This is a genomic window from Ruegeria sp. BJ5 (genome assembly GCF_056537865.1).
This window is the reverse complement of the sequence record NZ_JBQFSH010000003.1, coordinates 384,580-402,908: the sequence shown is the minus strand read 5'-3', so window position 1 is coordinate 402,908 and position 18,329 is coordinate 384,580. Positions and strand designations below refer to the sequence as shown.

The 18,329-nt window shown below is 62.4% G+C and carries 18 protein-coding genes and 1 tRNA gene; 5 read left to right on the top strand and 14 right to left on the bottom strand.

Translation table 11 applies throughout. The features are described from left to right. The 6 genes from urtE to ACR0NY_RS12685 all read right to left on the bottom strand — a co-directional run bounded on the left by urtE (position 1) and on the right by ACR0NY_RS12685 (position 6,592). Entirely contained in the window at positions 1 to 708 is a 708-nt protein-coding gene (gene urtE / locus ACR0NY_RS12710; protein WP_170369036.1) for an urea ABC transporter ATP-binding subunit UrtE, read from the bottom strand. Then, positions 698 to 1,438: an urea ABC transporter ATP-binding protein UrtD gene (gene urtD, locus ACR0NY_RS12705; RefSeq protein ID WP_170342806.1), complete on the bottom strand. Its 741-nt coding sequence runs from the start codon at positions 1,436 to 1,438 to the stop codon at positions 698 to 700. The genes urtE and urtD overlap by 11 nt, the downstream gene beginning before the upstream one ends. Next, positions 1,435 to 2,688, bottom strand: coding sequence for an urea ABC transporter permease subunit UrtC (gene urtC / locus ACR0NY_RS12700; protein WP_437342588.1), 1,254 nt, complete (start codon positions 2,686 to 2,688; stop codon positions 1,435 to 1,437). Before urtC ends, urtD begins: the two co-directional genes overlap by 4 nt. A 10-nt stretch (positions 2,689 to 2,698) precedes the next feature. Continuing rightward, a complete protein-coding gene (urtB, locus tag ACR0NY_RS12695; protein WP_170369037.1) occupies positions 2,699 to 4,654 on the bottom strand; it encodes an urea ABC transporter permease subunit UrtB in 1,956 nt (651 codons plus the stop codon). Positions 4,655 to 4,721: 67 nt separating this feature from the next. After that, positions 4,722 to 5,996, bottom strand: coding sequence for an urea ABC transporter substrate-binding protein (gene urtA, locus ACR0NY_RS12690; RefSeq protein ID WP_170340831.1), 1,275 nt, complete (start codon positions 5,994 to 5,996; stop codon positions 4,722 to 4,724). A 287-nt stretch (positions 5,997 to 6,283) separates the two neighbouring features. Then, a complete protein-coding gene (locus ACR0NY_RS12685) occupies positions 6,284 to 6,592 on the bottom strand; it encodes a hypothetical protein (protein ID WP_170340832.1) in 309 nt (102 codons plus the stop codon). A 289-nt stretch (positions 6,593 to 6,881) separates the two neighbouring features. On the opposite strand from ACR0NY_RS12685, the gene ACR0NY_RS12680 reads away from it, so the two are divergent. Continuing rightward, entirely contained in the window at positions 6,882 to 8,393 is a 1,512-nt protein-coding gene (locus tag ACR0NY_RS12680; protein WP_170340834.1) for an FAD-binding domain-containing protein, read from the top strand. Between the two features lie 6 nt (positions 8,394 to 8,399). Continuing rightward, positions 8,400 to 8,552 (top strand): DUF2256 domain-containing protein, encoded by a 153-nt coding sequence (locus ACR0NY_RS12675; protein WP_217354938.1) that lies wholly within the window; start codon positions 8,400 to 8,402, stop codon positions 8,550 to 8,552. On the opposite strand, the gene ACR0NY_RS12670 is transcribed toward ACR0NY_RS12675, so the two are convergent. The 8 genes from ACR0NY_RS12670 to ACR0NY_RS12635 all read right to left on the bottom strand — a co-directional run bounded on the left by ACR0NY_RS12670 (position 8,549) and on the right by ACR0NY_RS12635 (position 15,757). Beyond that, a complete protein-coding gene (locus ACR0NY_RS12670) occupies positions 8,549 to 10,093 on the bottom strand; it encodes a cryptochrome/photolyase family protein (protein WP_170369038.1) in 1,545 nt (514 codons plus the stop codon). The genes ACR0NY_RS12675 and ACR0NY_RS12670 overlap by 4 nt on opposite strands. A gap of 135 nt (positions 10,094 to 10,228) precedes the next feature. Beyond that, positions 10,229 to 10,304: transfer RNA gene (locus ACR0NY_RS12665), tRNA-Thr, on the bottom strand. Positions 10,305 to 10,500: 196 nt separating this feature from the next. After that, on the bottom strand, positions 10,501 to 12,429 hold the full coding sequence (gene dxs, locus ACR0NY_RS12660) for a 1-deoxy-D-xylulose-5-phosphate synthase (protein WP_170340839.1): 1,929 nt from the start codon (positions 12,427 to 12,429) through the stop codon (positions 10,501 to 10,503). Positions 12,430 to 12,444: 15 nt separating this feature from the next. Then, the gene (locus ACR0NY_RS12655) at positions 12,445 to 13,311 is read right to left on the bottom strand and encodes a polyprenyl synthetase family protein (RefSeq protein ID WP_170340841.1); all 867 of its coding nucleotides are present in this window, start codon (positions 13,309 to 13,311) and stop codon (positions 12,445 to 12,447) included. Beyond that, on the bottom strand, positions 13,311 to 13,553 hold the full coding sequence (locus ACR0NY_RS12650) for an exodeoxyribonuclease VII small subunit (protein WP_005979588.1): 243 nt from the start codon (positions 13,551 to 13,553) through the stop codon (positions 13,311 to 13,313). Before ACR0NY_RS12650 ends, ACR0NY_RS12655 begins: the two co-directional genes overlap by 1 nt. Then, positions 13,550 to 14,476: a histone deacetylase family protein gene (locus tag ACR0NY_RS12645; RefSeq protein ID WP_170340843.1), complete on the bottom strand. Its 927-nt coding sequence runs from the start codon at positions 14,474 to 14,476 to the stop codon at positions 13,550 to 13,552. The genes ACR0NY_RS12650 and ACR0NY_RS12645 overlap by 4 nt, the downstream gene beginning before the upstream one ends. A gap of 70 nt (positions 14,477 to 14,546) precedes the next feature. Then, positions 14,547 to 15,248 (bottom strand): response regulator, encoded by a 702-nt coding sequence (locus tag ACR0NY_RS12640; protein WP_093964013.1) that lies wholly within the window; start codon positions 15,246 to 15,248, stop codon positions 14,547 to 14,549. Next, complete coding sequence (locus ACR0NY_RS12635; RefSeq protein ID WP_093964014.1) at positions 15,245 to 15,757, bottom strand: MarR family winged helix-turn-helix transcriptional regulator; 513 nt, start codon at positions 15,755 to 15,757, stop codon at positions 15,245 to 15,247. The genes ACR0NY_RS12640 and ACR0NY_RS12635 overlap by 4 nt, the downstream gene beginning before the upstream one ends. 158 nt (positions 15,758 to 15,915) lie before the next feature. Between ACR0NY_RS12635 and ACR0NY_RS12630 the strand changes: the two genes are divergently transcribed. The 3 genes from ACR0NY_RS12630 to ACR0NY_RS12620 all read left to right on the top strand — a co-directional run bounded on the left by ACR0NY_RS12630 (position 15,916) and on the right by ACR0NY_RS12620 (position 18,316). Continuing rightward, a complete protein-coding gene (locus ACR0NY_RS12630) occupies positions 15,916 to 16,782 on the top strand; it encodes a branched-chain amino acid aminotransferase (protein ID WP_170340845.1) in 867 nt (288 codons plus the stop codon). 108 nt (positions 16,783 to 16,890) lie between these two features. After that, a complete protein-coding gene (locus tag ACR0NY_RS12625) occupies positions 16,891 to 17,841 on the top strand; it encodes an AraC family transcriptional regulator (protein ID WP_170369039.1) in 951 nt (316 codons plus the stop codon). A 109-nt stretch (positions 17,842 to 17,950) separates the two neighbouring features. Then, positions 17,951 to 18,316: a hypothetical protein gene (locus ACR0NY_RS12620; RefSeq protein ID WP_170369040.1), complete on the top strand. Its 366-nt coding sequence runs from the start codon at positions 17,951 to 17,953 to the stop codon at positions 18,314 to 18,316. Positions 18,317 to 18,329 lie beyond the last annotated feature (13 nt).

Below are 18,329 nucleotides of genomic sequence, written 5' to 3'. Positions count from 1 at the left end.
TCAAACCGAAACGGCCGCCCTGAGCTGCTGCTGACCAAGTTCGGATTTTGATCCTTTCAGGAATGGCGACCCGCGTTCCAGCACCAGAAAACTGTCGCCCAGAGAATACGCGAAATCAAAATACTGCTCGACCAGGACAATCGCCATCTCACCTTGATCGCGCAACAGGCGGATGACTTCGCCGATCTGCTTGATGATGTTGGGCTGGATGCCCTCGGTTGGTTCATCCAGCAAAAGCAGCCTGGGTTTCGTGATCAAGGCCCGCGCAATTGCGAGCTGCTGCTGCTGACCGCCTGACAGATCACCACCGCGCCGCGACAGGAACTCTTTGAGAATCGGGAACAGTTCGAAGATGTAATCAGGTATCCTGTGTTCGCTGCGGGGCAGGCAGGCAAAACCGGTTTCCAGGTTCTCGCAGACCGTCAGAAACGGAAAGATTTCTCGTCCTTGCGGAACATAGGCCACACCTTTTCGAGCCAGCTCATAGGATGTGGCCTTGCCGATCTGCTCGCCGCCAAGCCGGTATTCACCGCCGCTGCGGGGGTGCGTTCCGGAGATGGCTTTCAACAGGCTGGTCTTGCCGACGCCGTTGGTGCCCATCACGCAGGTGACCTGACCCTGACGTGCGGTGATGTCGATCCCGCTCAGGATCTGGCTGCCGCCGTAGTGCAGGGACAGGTCCGAGATTTCCAGAAGCTCAGCGGCCAAGATACACCTCAATCACTTTGTCATTATTGGTGACGTGGTCCAGCGACCCTTCGGCCAGAACTGACCCTTCGTGCAGCACCGTGACCTTGCAGTTCAGGCGGCGGACGAACTCCATGTCATGTTCAACCACCACCACGGCGCGGGTTTTGGCGGCCGCGACAAGAATGTCGGTTGTGTGCTCACGCTCGGCGGGGGTCATTCCGGCGGCCGGCTCATCAACCAGCAGCAACTGCGGATCCTGCGCCAGCAGCATGCCGATCTCAAGCCACTGCTTCTGCCCGTGGCTCAACTCACCCGCCTTGCGGTTCAAGGCATTCTGCAGTCCGATTTCCTCGGCCAGGTCAGCGACCTTCTGATGATCCGCCTGTCCGGCCCGAAACCGCAGGACCGCCAGCGGGCCGCGTTTGTTCCTGAGGGCCAGCATCAGGTTCTCGCGAACGCTCTGGTCCTCGAAGACGGTGGGGCGCTGGAACTTTCGGCCGATGCCGGCCTGGGCAATCTGGCTTTCGCTCATCGACAGAAGCGACACGGATTTGTCGCCCCACAGAACATGGCCGTCATCCGGTTTGGTCTTGCCGGTAATGATGTCCATGAACGTCGTCTTGCCCGCCCCGTTCGGGCCGATGACCGCGCGCATTTCGGCTGGGCCAATCTGGAATGTCAGGTTGTTGATGGCTTTAAATCCGTCGAAGGTTACGGACACGCCGGAGACTTCAAGTAACGTACTCATTCGTCGGCCTCTTTTTCGCGCAGCGACCCAAGGTCCGGCCCCAGATCGGCGCCGTGGCGGTCCGGGGCGCGCCGTTCGGCAAACCTGTCGATCAGACCGCCGATGCCCCGAGGCGCAAACAGCGTGACCGCGACAAATGACAACCCAAGCAGGATGGTCCACCAGTCGACCCATTGGATCGTGTAGAATCCCAGCGAGATGTCGGGGGCCTGACCACCCGTGAACCAGGTGGACAGCAGAGAAACGAATGCTGCGCCGATCACCGCTCCGTACAGACGGCCCCGTCCGCCGATGGCCACCCAGACGGCCAGGTAGATTGATGCAATGGGCGCGATCTCGGCTGGATTGATGATGCCGGCTTGAGGGTAGTACAGGGCGCCCGCGATGCCGCAGATCACGGCGGTGAAGGTGAAGATGAACAGCTTGTAGGCTTCGACCGAATACCCAAGGAACCGAACCCGGCTTTCGTCGTCCCGGATGGCGCGAATGACCGATCCGAACTTGCCGGACACCATCCAGGCGCAGACCAGATAGCCCAGCCCCAGCGCCAGGGCCGACGCCCAGAAGAACAGGATCGAAACCGTCGATTGCGGCACCGAATCCAGACCCGGCAGATTCTGCAGACCCGACAGGCCGTTGTTCCCGCGCAGCCCGCTGTCGTTCTGAAACAGGTACAGAGACAGCGCCAGCGTCATCGCCTGTGTCAGGATCGACAGGTAGACCCCGGTCACGCGGCTGCGGAAGGCCAGCCACCCGAACACAAGGGCCAGCAAGCCGGGCACCAGTACGACCGCAGCCAGTTGCAAGGGCAGCGAATGCGCAACAGCCCAGATCGGTGGGAACTCGGATGCGCCGACGACTCCGAAGATCTGGGTGGCGATACCGTCAGAGATTTCCTGGGCCGTTGGTGGCAGGGCCGAGGACGCGAGGCTTTCGATCACGATGATCTCGGTCCGCGCATACATCAGCCACATGCCGATGGCGTATCCGCCGATACCGAAGAAGGCCATATGCCCCAGGGACAGGATGCCCGTGTAGCCCCACACCAGGTCCATCGCCAGGGCCGCAAGGCACAGGCAGAGGGTCTTGCCCAATGTCTTGACGAAGCTGGTGGATATCAGGCCGATCCCGAACCCTTCGCCCAGCACTGTTATGGTCGCCGTGAACAGCGCCAGGACGATCAGAAAGATCGCGACCGAGGGATAGCGCAGCACAAATGGCTTTCGCATCGGGCTGGCTGTGGATGTCATGTCAACCATATCACGCTTCCGCCGCCCGACCCTTGAGCGCGATGATGCCGCGCGGCCGGAATTGAATGAACAGGATGATGAACAGGATCATGTAGGTCTGCGCCGCCAGGGTATTGGACGGGTTGAACCATTCGATCCCCTTCTGCAGCGTGCCGACCATCGTGGCCCCCAGCAGCGTCCCCCAGATGTTGCCCACACCGCCCACGACCACTGTCATGAAGCTTTGCACGATATAGTCGGATCCCATCTCGGACGTGACCTTGGCGTAAAGTCCGATTGCCACGCCGGCAATGCCCGCGATGCCCGAGCCAAAGCCGAAGGTCAGCATGTTGATCCGGTCGGGATTGATACCCATCGAGGACGCCATGCGCGGGTTCTGCGTCACGGCGCGCACCTCAAGCCCCAGCCGGGTCCGGTTCATGACGATGAGGAAAAGCGCGAGGAACAGCAGCGCCAGAACAAAGATCGCGATGCGGATGTAACTGATGGAGACGATATCGTTCAGCACCATCGAACCGTCCAGCCAGGCCGGGGCGGTCAGGGGACGCGCCTGGGTTCCAAAGATGTTCTTGGCCAGTTGCTGCAGCGCGATGGAAACCCCGAAGGTCGCAAGCAGCGTCTCCAGCGGACGGTGATACAGCCAGCGAATGACCAGACGTTCCAGCAGAACACCGGCGCCGAAGGTCACCAGGAATGCGCAGGGAATGGCGACAATGATCGACAGGGTCAGGTCCGGAATGAACAGTTGAACCACATATCCGGTATAGGCGCCCATCATGATGAACTCACCATGCGCCATGTTGATGACGCCCATGACGCCGAAAGTGATGGCAAGGCCGATGGCGGCAAGGAAATAGATCGAGGCGAGCGACAGCGCATCCAGAACCAGATCCGCCGTCTGGTTGAGAGCGACTTGCGTCTCGATATTGTCCAGCACGGCCTGCGCCGCCAGCGCCACCGGCAACGGCGCCGAGGTGTAGACTCGGTAGAACTTGTACTGTTGCACAGCCTCTGCGATGTCGTCCTGCGTCACTAGCGGAGCGGCGAGCCCCTGATCGGCCAGCAGCTGGTATGCCGCTTGTCGTGCCGCATCTTCGTCCAGACTTGCCACCTGTACGCCTGCGACCCTGTCACCGTCGATATTCGAAATCAGGGTCTCTTTGATGGTGCTGTCGTCCACCAGGGCCGGTGCCAACCCGTTCTCGACCAACAGGTCATAGGCCTGTTTCTGTGTCAGTTCGTCCGACCCGGCCTCGATGGTCACAGCGCCATCCGGAGCCGTGTCGGACACCTTGATTTCAGATGCAACAAGGGGATTGAGCGTTGCGCGCACGTCAACGCCCAGATCGCCGGCGAAGCTGTCGATTGCAGCCAGCCTTGCGACCGCGTCATCATCAAACCGGATCGTCAACAGACGCTCGAGCCGGTCCTTGCGGGCCCGCAGATCCGCGTCCTGCTCTCCGGCAATGGCGCCGCGCAGGGCGGATAGGTGCGAGCGTTCCGCGTCCCGCTCGATCGCCGTCAGCGCTGCGCTTCGGTTCAGCGGGTCGGGGTCGTTCAATTGAAACTGCACCAGCGCCGAAGCGATCAACCCGCGAATGCCCGAGTTCGGCTTGAGTTGTTTGTAGTTTTTCTTGTCGACGACACCGATCTCGGCCCCATCCGAGATGTCGAAAACCCGCAAACCGCCATCGGCTTTGGACGCAAAAACGAAAAGGCCCGTATCCCGGTTGAACCACATGTCCTTGGCCTGCCACCGCTCCAGGACGGTTTGTGCCTCGGGCAATCCACTCTGCGCCAGGGCGTCAATCGCAGGGCCGATCGTCTTGCGAGAGGATTTTTGAATGACCTCCGCATGGGCCTGCAAAAGCTTCTGGACCGGCGCGTCGGAGGATTGGGCTTGCAAAAGACCAGGGGCCACGAACAGCAGCAGGGCAAGCAAAGCCCGGCAAATCGAAAGCGTCATTTGGGGAGACCTCGGCATTGGGCCCCGGGGCACATGTGATGCGCCCCGAGGTATTCCGGTTCAGATCTTAGTAGTTCGATTTGATCTGTACGCAGCTTTTCGTTTCGGTGTTGTACATACCGCAACCCAGCTCTTTCCAATCCGAGATCAGAACCGCGGATTCGGGCAGGTAGTCCGTCCAGGCATCGCCCGGAACCTCTTCGGTCTGGCTGATGATGTCGAACTGACCGTCTTCCTGGATTTCGCCGATCAGAACCGGCTTGGCGAGGTGGTGGTTCGGCAGCATGACGGCCGTGCCGCCCGTCAGGTTCGGGAATTCCTGGCCGTACATGGCTGCGCGCACGGCATCGACATCCGTCGAGCCCGCCTCGGTCGCGGCGTTAACCCACATGTTGAAGCCGATGTAATGCGCTTCCATCGGATCGTTGGTCACCCGATCTTCGCCCATGCGGGCTTTCCAGGCGGCAACCCAGGCCTCGTTCGCTTCGCTCTCTGCCGACTGGAAGTAGTTCCACGCCGCCAGATGCCCGACAAGGTTGGTTGTGTCCAGACCGGCCAATTCTTCCTCGCCGACCGAGAAGGCAACTACTGGGATGTCATCCGCCGAGATACCTGCGGCGGCCAGTTCCTTGTAGAAGCCCACATTCGCGTCGCCGTTGATGGTCGAGATAACGCCGACTTTCTTGCCGTCCGCGCCCAGCGCAACGACATCCGCCACGATCTTGGACCAGTCGGAATGGCCAAAGGGGGTGTAGTTCACGAAGATGTCCTCTTCGGCGATCCCTTTCTGCTTCAGATAGCTTTCGAGGATGTTGTTCGTCGTGCGCGGATACACGTAGTCGGTGCCCAAAAGGGCGAATTTCTCGACCCCCAGTTCCTCAAGGAAGTAGTCCGTTGCGGGGATCGCCTGCTGGTTCGGTGCGGCACCGGTGTAGAAGACGTTCTTCGAGCTTTCTTCGCCTTCGTACTGAACCGGATAGAACAGCAAACCGTTGAGCTCTTCGATGACCGGCAACACGGATTTGCGGGAGACCGATGTCCAGTTGCCAAAGATCACGTCAACTTCGTGTACGGTCAGCAGTTCGCGCGCTTTCTCGGCAAACAGCGGCCAGTCCGAGGCGGGGTCGACAACTACGGCTTCCAGTTCGCAGCCCAGCAGGCCACCAGCTTCGTTCTGCTGTTCGACCAGCATCTCCATCGTGTCTTTCAGCGTGGTCTCGGAGATGGCCATCGTGCCGGACAATGAGTGCAGAACGCCCACTTTGATCGGGCAATCGGCCAGCGCGGGCAGGGCGGTTGCGAACAATACAGCAGCAGTAGTGTTGAGTAGTTTGGAGTGCATCAGCGTTTCCTTTTGTGCGATGCGCAGCAGGCTTGTCCGGAACGCCGAAACATCCCATATACCCCCCACGCTTAATTGCGGTGTGCGAGGGCGTCATCAGGTTCCTAGGCCGGGCACCTTCGCACATTTTCCAAGCCGTCTTTCGGCGCACCACATTGCTAGGTCAGCTTTTGCCGGGGCTCAGAGTCCGGTGGCGTGAGTTTTTGGATTGATTCAGCGTGTTGCCCAAATTTGCGGCGGTGCCGCATGGTTCGCCCAAAAATGCGGCGCTGCAGCGAAGAGTGGTCTTAGACGCCGCCCAGTATCAGCAGGCTGCACTGATCGAGAAGGTCGCTGGCCGTTTGCCGCGCGGCGCTGGCCGCCGTGATGTCCGAGCCAAAGGTTGCCGTATGGAGCAAGCGCGCATGGGCGTGTTTTGAGTTCACCCGGTGGCTCAGGACCAGTTCGGCCTCCTCTGCCGTCACGGTCGCCTCAAGCAAGGACACGAAGCCGCCGCGAAGCAACTCATAGTCCTGCGCCTTGGGGTCGTTCAGAAGCCAGGCATGCTCCATCTCGGCCGAAAAACGCCCGGCGCAGCCGGCAAACGATTTGACCATGTCGGTTTCAGCATGAAGCAATCCGATGGATGAGAAAGTGCATAGTGCTGAAACGAAAATAGTTTTCAAAGCGCCCATGTTTTGATCATTGCAACCGAAAAAGCGCCCGTCAAGGCAGCGCTTTGTGAACTGGCCTGCCCATTTCCCGACAGGCTTCGGTCGCACCGGGCCATGACGGAACCGGTTCCGCGCGGTTTTTGCGTCCCGGCCCTGCCGGGGCGCATTGAACACGGTTGAGGGCTGGCCGGACCAGACTAGCTATTGCCCAGATTTGGTTCGGAGAACGGTTTTGCAGATCGTCTGGTTCAAGCGGGATCTCAGGGTGCAGGACAATCGTGCCCTGGCTCAGGCGGCACAGCGGGGGGCGCTGGTGCCGCTTTACGTGGTTGAACCCGATCTTTGGCGTCAACCCGACATCTCCGCTCGCCAATGGGCGTTCATCCACGAAACCCTGGTCGAGCTGCGCAGGCAGCTTGCGGAACTGGGCCAGCCCCTGATCGTACGGACGGGCGAGATGCTGTCGGTCCTGGACGATCTTGCGCAAAGTTTCGACCTCACGGCCCTGTGGTCGCATGAAGAAACGGGAAACGACTGGACCTTTCAGCGGGACAAACGCGTGGCGTCCTGGTGCCGAACCCAGGGTATTCCCTGGCACCAGCCGCGCAATCACGGGGTTCGCCGCCGTCTGGCTTCGCGCGATGGCTGGGCCAAAGAGTGGGATCGCTTCATGAGCGAACCGATCACGCCCGCACCCATATTGCGGCCCATCCCGATGGACCCGGGTGGGATCCCGTCCAGCACGGAATTGGGGTTGCACCCGGACCCATGTCCACGGCGGCAGTCGGGCGGCCACACGGCGGCGTCGGACCGGTTGACCACATTCCTGAGCACGCGCGGCCGGACCTATCGCAGCGCGATGTCCTCACCTCAGCTGGGGGAACATGCGTGTTCGCGCCTGTCCCCGCATCTGGCATGGGGAACGCTGTCGATGCGCGAGGTGATGCAGGCCACATGGGCGCGGCAAAAAGCGCTGAGCCACACCTCCGACAAACAGTGGCGGGGGGCGATGTCCTCGTTCGAAGGCCGGCTGCTTTGGCACTGCCACTTTATCCAGAAACTGGAGGATGACCCCCGGATCGAGTTCCAGAACGTGCATCGCGCCTATGACGGGATCCGCCCCTCGGCCCCGGATTCGCATCGGCTGGAGGCCTGGGCCAACGGTGAGACCGGCCTGCCATTTGTTGACGCATGCATGCGGTACTTGCGGGCAACGGGGTGGCTCAACTTTCGAATGCGCGCGATGGTGATGGCGACGGCCAGCTATCACCTGTGGCTTGACTGGCGCGCACCCGGTGAGGTTCTCGCCCGCCTGTTCACCGATTACGAACCGGGCATCCACTGGAGCCAGGTGCAGATGCAGGCCGGCACCACGGGCATCAACGCGCTGAGGATCTACAACCCGGTGAAACAGGGCCATGATCAGGACCCGACCGGGACCTTTACCCGCTGTTGGTTGCCGGAATTGGCTGATATCCCGGATCGCCATCTGCAAGAGCCGTGGAAGGCCGAGAACGCAGGTGCCGTGCTGGGCAAACGCTACCCGATGCCCATCGTCGATCACGTCGCGGCGGCCCGGTTCGCCCGGGATCGGATCTGGGCGGTGCGGCGCGGGGACGGTTTCCGGGACGAGGCTGCGAAGGTCTTGGCCCGGCATGGCAGTCGCAAAGGGCGTTTGCGGAAAGGAAACAGCCGTGCGGTCACCCGCAACCCGGCGCAATTGTCATTGGATCTGGGGGACTAGATGCGGATGCGGAAAAAGTCGGATCTTCCGACGAAAACCTGCGCTACATGCGGGCGCCCTTTCACCTGGCGGCGAAAATGGGCGAAGGTCTGGGACGAGGTCCGCCACTGCTCGCAGCGTTGCCGCCGAGCCCGATCATCTTCGACCGGCCAGAGTTAGAGGCTGTCGAGTATCTCGCGCGCGCTGTCGCGGTATTGGGCCTGTTTTTCGGGGTCCATCCGGTCCCAGGTTCGGTAGGCATGGCCCAATCTGGGATTGCCACGCAGCTTGTAGGCGTTGCGTGCCAGGAAATCCCAGTACAGTGGATTGAAAGGGCAGGCATTCGCACCGAACTTGCGTTTCACGTCATAGCGGCAATGCGAACAGTGATCCGACATCTTGTTGATGTAGTTTCCGCTTGCTGCGTAGGGTTTTGACCCAAGCAATCCGCCATCGGCGAATTGGCTCATTCCGATCACGTTGGGGGCCTCGACCCATTCATACGCATCGGCGTAAACCGCCAGGTACCACTCGTGGACTTCGTGCGGATCGACCCCGGCCAGCATCGCGAAATTGCCAGTCACCATCAGGCGCTGGATATGGTGGGCATAGGCGTGGTCGCGCGTCTGCCCGATTGCGGCCGCCATGCAGGCCATTTCCGTTTTGGCCGTCCAGTAGAAATCCGGCAGCGGGCGGGTTGCCCCGAAGTGGTTGCGCTCCGTGTACCCGGGCATGTTCAGCCAATAGAGGCCCCGAACATATTCTCGCCAGCCGATGATCTGACGGATAAAGCCCTCGACCGCATTCAAAGGCGCGCGGCCTTCATAGTAGGCACGCTCGACCTGCCGGCAGATCTCCATCGGCCCCAGCAGACCCGCGTTCAGGTAATGCGACAGGACCGAGTGATAGAGGAACGGCTCTGCCTGTAGCATTGCGTCCTGGTGGTCCCCGAACAGAGGCAGAGCGTGTTCCACGAAGTGGTCCAGCGCCTCGAGCGCGCCGGCGCGGGTCACTGCGAACCAGAACGGGCGCAGTTGTCCGAAGTTGTCGCCAAACTGGGTTTCGACAAGGCTCAGAACCTCGGTGGTGATGTCATCCGGGTCGGATCGGGGCGGTTGGGGCATAAACAGATCGGCAGTGGCGGGCTTGCGGTTTTCCGCATCAAAGTTCCAGCGCCCGCCTTCGGGTTGGTCGCCGTTCATCAACAGCCCCGTTTTGCGCCGCATCTCGCGATAGAAAAATTCCATCCGCAACTGCTTGCGTCCGTCCGCCCAATTGCGGAACTCTTGGTGCGTGGCGACAAACCGGTCATCTTCCAGCATATGTAGATCGGTTTGGCTCTGGTCCGCCCACTCAAGCAAGGCGGCTTTCAGCCGGTACTCGCCGGGCTCGGTCACCTGAACGCTCTCAATAGACAGATCCGCGGTGGCCCGCGCGATCTCGCCTGTGATGGAGCCGGTATTGTCAGGGTCATCCAGCCTGACATAACGAACCTGCCACCCCGCCGCACCGAGCTCATCTGCGAAATGGCGCATTGCCGAAAAGACAAACGCGATCTTCTTTTTGTGATGCGGAACATATCCCGCCTCGTCCGCGACTTCGGCCATCAACACCGTGTCGCGCGCCATCTTCGCCTGGCTCAAGGCGCTCAAGTCTTGGCTCAGTTGGTCGCCCAGCACCAGGATGAGCCGGCTGGGGGAGCGTTCGTTTGTCTGCGTCATTTCCGTCGAGTTAGGGCCGCCTCGCGGATGAGCAACCTAAACTTCTGGAAAGATTGAACGGCAGATAAATTGCGAAACCGAATCAACAGACGGGAAAACCGGCGGCGAAACACCGAAGTTTGTTCCGAGAAGCTATGGTGCCGCTGAAGGGACTCGAACCCCCGACCCCATCATTACGAATGACGTGCTCTACCAGCTGAGCTACAGCGGCCCATTCTTCCACGCGCACCCGCGCCCGTGGGGGCGTGGTATGCGGTGCGAAGGATCGTTTAAACCGTCCCACGGGCGTAGGCAAGACCGGTTGTTGACCCCAATGTGAGGTTTTCTTGGAGGGCGACTGGCCTTGTTCACCCGTCGTTCGACCCGAATGCCGCTCTGGCTGAGGGCAACCGACGATCCGGTCGGAATCAGGCGCGCTTTTCTCCGATTGATGCGATGCCCAGAACGGCAAGCACCTTGGCTTCGATCTGTTCGGCGTTCATACCCGCGACCGCGTACATGTCGGCGGGGCTGGCCTGGTCGATGAAAATGTCCGGCAGCACCATCGAGCGGTATTTCAGGCCACGATCGAACACGCCCTCATCCGCCAGCAGTTGTGCCACGTGGCTGCCGAACCCGCCGATGGCGCCTTCCTCGATGGTGATCAGCGCTTCGTGGTTGGCGGCCAGGTCCAGGATCAGGTCGCGGTCCAGCGGCTTGGCGAACCGGGCGTCGGCGATGGTCGGGGTGATACCGCGCGCGGCCAGAGATTCGCCGGCCTTCTGCACCTCGGCGAGGCGCGTGCCGAAAGACAGGAGCGCAACGCGTGCCCCCGACTGGATCAGGCGGCCCTTGCCGATTTCCAGAACCTGCCCGCGTTCGGGCAGATCGACGCCCACGCCCTCGCCCCGCGGATAGCGGAATGCGATGGGGCCGTCGTCATGGGCGGCGGCGGTGGCGACCATGTGCATCAGTTCGGCCTCGTCGGCGGCGGCCATCACAACCATGCCCGGCAGGTTGGACAGGTAGGCGATGTCGAACGACCCGGCATGGGTCGCGCCATCGGCGCCCACCAGCCCCGCGCGGTCGATGGCAAAGCGCACCGGCAGGCGCTGGATCGCCACGTCGTGCACCACCTGGTCATAGCCGCGCTGCAAAAACGTTGAATACATCGCGCAAAACGGTTTCAGCCCACCCGCCGCCAGCGCGGCCGAGAAAGTGACCCCGTGCTGCTCGGCAATCGCTACGTCAAAACAGCGCGACGGGTAGCGTTCGGCGAACAGGTTCAGCCCGGTACCGTCGGGCATCGCCGCGGTCACCGCCACGATCTTGTCGTCGCGGCTGGCCTCATCCACCAGGGTCTTGCCGAAGACCGAGGTGTAGGACGGTGCGTTCGACGGCGCCTTCTGCTGCTTGCCGGTGACCACGTCGAACTTGGCGGTGGCATGGCCCTTGTCGCGGGCCTGCTCGGCCGGGGCATAGCCCTTGCCCTTTTTGGTCAGCGCGTGGATCAGAATCGGCCCGGTCGCCCGCGCCTTGACCGTGCGCAGAACCGGCAGCAGCTGGTCCAGGTCATGCCCGTCGATCGGGCCGACATAGGAGAATCCCAGCTCTTCGAACAGCGTGCCGCCCACGGCCATGCCCTTGAGCATTTCCTTGGCGCGCTTGGCGCCTTCGCGGAACGGTTCGGGCAGCAGCGACACCGCCCCCTTGGCGGCGGCCTTCAGATCGTGGAACGGCTCTTCGGCATAGATGCGTGAAAGATAGTTCGACAGTGCACCCACGGGCGGGGCGATGCTCATCTCGTTGTCGTTCAGGATCACGATCAGGCGTTTTTTCAGGTGGCCAGCATTGTTCATCGCCTCGAAGGCCATGCCGGCCGACATCGACCCGTCGCCGATCACCGCGATCGCGTCGCCCAGCCCCTCGGGCGTGACCCCGCCCAGGTCGCGGGCCACGGCAAAGCCCAGCGCCGCGCTGATCGAGGTCGAGCTGTGCGCCGCGCCGAACGGGTCATAGGGGCTTTCGCTGCGCTTGGTGAACCCGCTCAGGCCGCCTTTCTGGCGCAGGGTGCGGATGCGGTCGCGCCGCTCGGTCAGGATCTTGTGGGGATAACACTGGTGCCCGACATCCCAGATGATCTTGTCGCGCGGCGTGTCGAACACCGCGTGCAGGGCCACGGTCAGCTCGACCACGCCCAGCCCCGCGCCCAGATGCCCGCCGGTCACCGATACGGCCGAGATCGTCTCGGCCCGCAACTCGTGTGCCAGCTGATGCAGCTGCACGTCCGAAAACTGCTTGAGATCCGCCGGGCGGTTCACAAGGTCCAGAAGCGGGGTGTTCGGACGGTCTGACATGGCATCCCTTACGGTTCAGCTTTCACGCGCAATAACGAAGCGGGCGGCGTCCTTCAAGGTTTCGGCCCGCGGTCCGTACGCGTCCAACGCGGCGCAGGCCTGCTCGACCAGCTCGGCAGCGCGCGCCTTCGCTGCATCCAGACCCAGCAGCGAAACGAAAGTTGCCTTGCCCGCCTGTGCGTCCTTCTGCAATCGTTTGCCCGCCTTTTCGCTGTCACCCTCCACATCAAGGATGTCGTCGGCGATCTGAAAGGCAAGACCCAGCGCACGGGCATATTGGCGCAATGGGGTCGGATCAGCCTCCGACAGAACAGCACCGGCGCACGCCGACCATTCGATCAGCGCCCCGGTCTTGCCGGCCTGAAGATGCGTGATTTCCGGCAGGGTCAAAGGTTGTTCGGCAGTTTCGGCAGCGATGTCCAACGCCTGACCCAGAACCATGCCTTGAGCACCGCTGGCCCGGGCGAGGGTCAGCGCCAGTTCGGCCCGAACGCCTGCAGATCCGACCTCGGGCCGGGTGCAAAGTTCAAATGCCAGCGACTGCAAAGCGTCGCCAGCCAGAACCGCAATGCCGTCGTTCCATTGCTTGTGCACGGTGGGGCGACCGCGACGCAGATCGTCATCGTCCATGCAGGGCAGATCGTCATGCACCAGGCTGTAGGCGTGCAGCGCCTCGATCCCGGTCGCGGGCCAGATCGCGCAGGTCTCGTCCATTCCGTGCAGCCGGGCGCTTTCCAGCACCAGAAATCCGCGCAGCCTCTTGCCGCCCTGCGTGGCATAGGCCATCGCGCGGGTCACATCGACATCGTCCAGCGCGCCCAGAACCAGATCGAACTGCGCCTGGATCAGCGCAGCATCCTGCACCAGCCTTCCGGAAAACATTACAGGCCTTCGACAGGAGTCGTCCCGGTGGGCTGACCATCGGCATCCAGCGTGATGGCGGCTACTTTCTCCTCGGCGCGCTTCAGCTCGTCCTCGCAGCGTTTCTTCAGCTTGGCGCCGCGCTCGTACAGGGCGATCGACTGGTCCAACGCCACGTCTCCGCGCTCCAGTTGGCCGACCACGGCCTCCAGCTCTTTCATCGCCTGTTCGAATGTCATCTGTTCAACGGGGGTCTCGGTCATCGGGCTGCCTTCATCAGTTCTTCAACATGGGCGCGTGTGGCCTTGGCCAGTGCGTTCAGATCATACCCGCCTTCCAGAGTCGAGACGATACGGCCCCCACACAGCTCATCGGCGATCCGGCACAGCTGCGCGGTGATCCAGGCGAAATCGTCGGTGGACCAGTTCAGATTGGCCAGCGGATCGTCCTGATGGGCGTCGAACCCGGCCGAGATGATGATCAGCTCGGGCTTGAACGCGCGCAGCCGAGGAAAGGCCTGCGCCTCGTAGGCCGCGCGCATCTCGGCCCCGCCGGTGCCGGGGGCCAACGGGATGTTCACGATGGTGTCATGCGCACCGGTTTCATCCGGTCGCCCCGAGCCCGGCCACAGCGGCATCTGCTGGCTGGTGATCACCAGCGCCTGGGTCTCGTCCCACAGCAGATCCTGCGTGCCATTGCCGTGATGCACGTCAAAATCCACCACCGCGACCCGATCCAGCCCGTGATGATCCAGCGCATGCTTCGCTGCCAGAGCAGCGTTGCCGAACAGGCAGAACCCCATGGCGGTTTCCCGTTCGGCGTGATGGCCCGGCGGCCGAATGGCGCAGAACGCATTCGGCGCCTCACCGCCCAGCACCATGTCCACCGCCCGCACCACGGCCCCCGCCGCACGATAGGCCGCATCGACCGAGCCGGGCGACATGAACGTATCCCCGTCGATCTGGCGGAACCCCTCGGTCGGGCGGCTGTCACGGATTTCGCGGATGAAACTCTCGGGATGGATGCGCAGCAGATCATCGTCCGCCGCCAGCGGTGCGGTCACCCGCTGCAGGTCCAGCGGCTCAAGCGCATGCAGGATATGTTCCAGCCGGGCCACCCGCTCGGGGTGCCCCTCGGGGGTGACATGACCCAGACAATCGGCATGCGTCAAAACAGCGGTCTTCATGAAACTCCCCCATTTCATCTGGCCAACAATACCCTCGCCGAAGGCAAGAAAACGCCGCGCAGCGGCAAAATCAATCGGGCGCCAGCATATATCCCGCGCCCCGCACCGTCTGCAGATAGCGCGGCTGCTTGGGGTCCTGCTCGATCTTGCGGCGCAAGCGGGTGATCTGCACGTCCACCGCGCGTTCCTGCGCCTGCCCCTTGTCGCGCCCCAGATCTTCGACCAGCTTCGACCGGCTGATCGGCTCGCCCGGCTGGGCCGAGAAGATCTTCATCAACTGGCTTTCAGTGGCGGTCAGCCGCACCGGCTCTTCGCCCTGCCACATCTCGCCGCGTTCAATGTCATAGCGGATCGGCCCCAGATGCAGGATCTTGGCGGCCGTATCCTGCGCCGTGGTTTCCGGCATCCGCCGCAGGATGGCGTTGATCCGCAACAGCAGTTCCTTGGGCTCGAACGGCTTGGCCAGGTAATCGTCGGCCCCGGCTTCCAACCCGGCGATCCGGTGCTCGGTCTCGCCGCGTGCGGTCAGAAGAAGGATCGGCGTGTCGTGCGTCTCGCGCAGGGCTCGGGTCAGGCTGACGCCATCCTCACCCGGCATCATCACATCCATCACGATCAGGTCGAAATCCAGCCCCGACAGGACCCGTCGCGCATGGGCGGCATCACGCGCCGCCGTCACCAGAAATCCGCTGCGCATCAAGAACTTCTTGAGTAGATCGCGGATGCGTTCATCGTCATCGACGATCAGAAGGTGGGCGTCCACATCGCTCATGAAGTTGAATCCCGCAGTTTCACATAGGCTCGACGCATATCAGCATCCATCATCGCTTCAAGAACTTTGCGGAACCCGGCAACCGCCTCGGGGCCGGCATCCTTGTAGGCCGCGCGCATACGGGCGCGCTGGGCGTCCGACAGCTGCGACTCGAGCGCCTTGCCCTTTTCGGTCAGGTACAGATGGCGTTCGCGCTTGTCGACGGTGCCGACCCGGCTCTCGACCAGGCCATCGTCGATCAGCGTGCGCAGCACACGGTTCAGCGACTGCTTGGTCACCCCCAGGATCGCCAGCAGGTTGTTCACCGTGGTGCCCGGCGCGCGGTTGATGAAATGGATCGCCCGGTGATGCGCCCGCCCATAGGCCATTTCGCTTAAGATGCGGTCGGGGTCGGCGGTAAAGCCGCGATAGGCAAAGAACATCGCCTCGATCCCCTGCCGAAGCTGTTCATCTGTCAGAAACAACAGGCTTTCTCCGCCAAAGACCGGGGCGGGGCGGATCTCGGACATATCGGGCCTCATTCGTTACGCGCCCCGACTTTAAGTCAGCGTTATTGACATTCCAAGGGCGGACAGGTATCGAATCGCAGTTTTTGCGCAATTTTGTGTCCGGGCCGGACCTAAGTGGCGCAACAATCGGAAATGTAGCCCGGGTCAGGAGGTTTCGGATGGCGGGATATGACGATCGTGACGGTGTCATCTGGATGGATGGCGAATTTGTGCCCTGGCGCGATGCCAAGGTGCATGTCCTGACCCATGCGATGCACTATGCCAGCTCGGTCTTCGAGGGCGAGCGCGCCTATAACGGCAAGATCTTCAAAAGCCGCGAACATTCCGAGCGGTTGATCAAATCGGCCGAGGCGCTGGACATGCCGATGCCTTACACGGTTGATCAGATCGAGGCGGCCAAGGCCGAAACACTGGAAAAAAGCGGCCTCAAAGACGCTTACGTGCGCGCGCTGGTCTGGCGCGGCTCGGGCGAGGATATGGGCGTGGCCTCGGCGCGCAACCCGGTCCGCATGGCCATCGCGGTCTGGCCTTGGGGCGCCTATTACGGCGACGCCAAGATGCAGGGCGCCAAGCTGGACATTGCCGAGTGGAAGCGGCCCAGCCCGGAAACGATCCCGGTCCATGCCAAGGCGGCGGGGCTGTACATGATCTGCACCATCTCCAAGCACAAGGCCGAGGCCAAGGGCTGTTCGGATGCCTTGTTCATGGATTACCGCGGCTATGTGGCCGAGGCGACCGGTGCCAACGTATTCTTCGTCAAGGATGGCGAAGTGCATACGCCGCTGGCCGACTGCTTCCTGAACGGGATCACCCGCCAGACGGTGATTCAGATGCTGAAAGACAAGGGCATCACCGTACACGAACGCCACATCCTGCCCGAGGAGATGGCCGATTTCGAACAGTGCTGGCTGACCGGCACCGCGGCCGAGGTCACGCCGGTGGGCCAGATCGGCGAGTATACCTTCGAGGTCGGCGACCTGACCCGCGAGATCGCCAACGATTACGAGCAGCTGGTCCGCAGCTGATCCGACATCCGCGCGGGCGGTGGCCAACCGGCCTTGCCGCCCGTCCGGACCTTGTTGCAGATCGTCCGCAGCGCTGGACGGTCGGGTGCGAATCCGTATCCTTGGCGCATGTTGGACCTGCTCAGCGATATCCTGACGCGCCTTTCCCTGAGGGGCACCCTGTATTTCCGGACCTCGTTCACGCCGCCCTTCGGCGTGCAGGTACCTGCATTCGAAAACGTCGCCCGGTTTCACTTCGTCCAGCGCGGAGAGCTGAAGGTGCATGTGTCCACCACCGGCGAGACCCTGCGGTTGCGGCAGGGGGATCTGATCCTGATCCCGCACGGGGCCGCGCATGCGCTGCTGTGCAACGAGGTCCGGCCCGTGGATGCCCTGCCGCTGGAGCAGGTCCTGGACCGGGCCGGCTACAAGGGTGATGGTGTGCTGGTCTATGGCGGAGCCGAGCAGGACCGTGACACCCAACTGATCTGCGGGCATTTCTCGTTTGCCGGTCCGGCCGGGCGGCGCGGCACCGGGCACATGCTGATCGATCGCCTGCCGCCCTATATCCTGATCGAGAACTACGGCGAATCCGCCGGGGCCTGGATCGAGGCGACGCTGCGGATGATCGAATCCGAGGTTGCGGGCGCCCGGATCGGCGGTGACCTGATCGCGCTGAAACTGTCCGAGGTTCTGTTCGCCCAGGCGATCCGCGCCTATCTGGAACATCAAAGCCCCACCGATGCGGCCCTGTCGGGCTTCGCCGATCCACGTATATCACGCGCGCTGGGCGCCTTTCACCGCGACCCGGCCCGCGAGTGGAGCGTGGCATCGCTGGCGCGTGAAGCCGGCATGTCGCGCACGACCTTCGCGCAGTTGTTCACCCAGAAGATGGGCACCACGCCCATGCAATACCTGACCGACTGGCGCATGCAGATCGCCTGCCACGGGCTGATCGAAGGCCGCTGGAACGTGGCCGACGCGGCGGCTCAGGTCGGCTATGCCTCCGAGGCGGCGTTTTCGCGGGTGTTCAAGAAGCAGATCGGTCTTTCTCCGGCCGCCTACAGGGCGATGCACTGATCCGGCGATTCGACGGACGATCTGCAAAATATCCCAAACGATCTGGGCTGCTGCGTTCGAGTTGGCGAGCCTATCCTTGATCCATCGTCAATCAAGGAAAGGAAATATCATGTCTCTGCGTTTCGTTACCCGCACCATTCATGCCTATCTGGACTACCCGGTGGCACTCGCCTTGATGGGGCTGCCTTTTGCCCTGGGGCTGGGCGCGTCGAACCCGATTGCGCTGTGGTTGTCGGTGGCCACCGGCGTGGCGGCTTTCGTGTTGACGGTGCTGACGGATCATCACCTGGGTGTCTGGCGCGTGCTGCCCTACAGGTTTCACCTGGCCGTCGATCTGCTGGTGGGGCTCACCTTCCTGTTCGCGCCCAGCCTGTTCGGCTTCACCGGTCTGGATGCGGTCTACTACTGGCTGAATGGCGCCGCCGTGGTGGCCGTAGTCTCGCTCAGCGCGCCCGACCAGACAGCCACCGCCTGACCCCTTGCTCCGG

Excerpts from the sequence above, each read along its gene's own strand:
- ACR0NY_RS12620 (WP_170369040.1), top strand. The coding sequence starts at position 17,951 with ATGTCTCTGCGTTTCGTTACCCGCACCATTCATGCCTATCTGGACTAC.
- ACR0NY_RS12645 (WP_170340843.1), bottom strand. The coding sequence starts at position 14,476 with ATGAAGACCGCTGTTTTGACGCATGCCGATTGTCTGGGTCATGTCACC.
- ACR0NY_RS12685 (WP_170340832.1), bottom strand. The coding sequence starts at position 6,592 with ATGGTCAAATCGTTTGCCGGCTGCGCCGGGCGTTTTTCGGCCGAGATG.
- ACR0NY_RS12655 (WP_170340841.1), bottom strand. The coding sequence starts at position 13,311 with ATGTTTTCCGGAAGGCTGGTGCAGGATGCTGCGCTGATCCAGGCGCAG.
- ACR0NY_RS12630 (WP_170340845.1), top strand. The coding sequence starts at position 15,916 with ATGGCGGGATATGACGATCGTGACGGTGTCATCTGGATGGATGGCGAA.
- dxs (WP_170340839.1), bottom strand. The coding sequence starts at position 12,429 with ATGTCAGACCGTCCGAACACCCCGCTTCTGGACCTTGTGAACCGCCCG.
- ACR0NY_RS12640 (WP_093964013.1), bottom strand. The coding sequence starts at position 15,248 with ATGAGCGATGTGGACGCCCACCTTCTGATCGTCGATGACGATGAACGC.
- urtD (WP_170342806.1), bottom strand. The coding sequence starts at position 1,438 with ATGAGTACGTTACTTGAAGTCTCCGGCGTGTCCGTAACCTTCGACGGA.
- ACR0NY_RS12635 (WP_093964014.1), bottom strand. The coding sequence starts at position 15,757 with ATGTCCGAGATCCGCCCCGCCCCGGTCTTTGGCGGAGAAAGCCTGTTG.
- urtA (WP_170340831.1), bottom strand. The coding sequence starts at position 5,996 with ATGCACTCCAAACTACTCAACACTACTGCTGCTGTATTGTTCGCAACC.
- ACR0NY_RS12670 (WP_170369038.1), bottom strand. The coding sequence starts at position 10,093 with ATGACGCAGACAAACGAACGCTCCCCCAGCCGGCTCATCCTGGTGCTG.
- urtB (WP_170369037.1), bottom strand. The coding sequence starts at position 4,654 with ATGACGCTTTCGATTTGCCGGGCTTTGCTTGCCCTGCTGCTGTTCGTG.
- ACR0NY_RS12650 (WP_005979588.1), bottom strand. The coding sequence starts at position 13,553 with ATGACCGAGACCCCCGTTGAACAGATGACATTCGAACAGGCGATGAAA.
- ACR0NY_RS12625 (WP_170369039.1), top strand. The coding sequence starts at position 16,891 with ATGTTGGACCTGCTCAGCGATATCCTGACGCGCCTTTCCCTGAGGGGC.
- ACR0NY_RS12675 (WP_217354938.1), top strand. The coding sequence starts at position 8,400 with ATGCGGAAAAAGTCGGATCTTCCGACGAAAACCTGCGCTACATGCGGG.
- urtC (WP_437342588.1), bottom strand. The coding sequence starts at position 2,688 with ATGACATCCACAGCCAGCCCGATGCGAAAGCCATTTGTGCTGCGCTAT.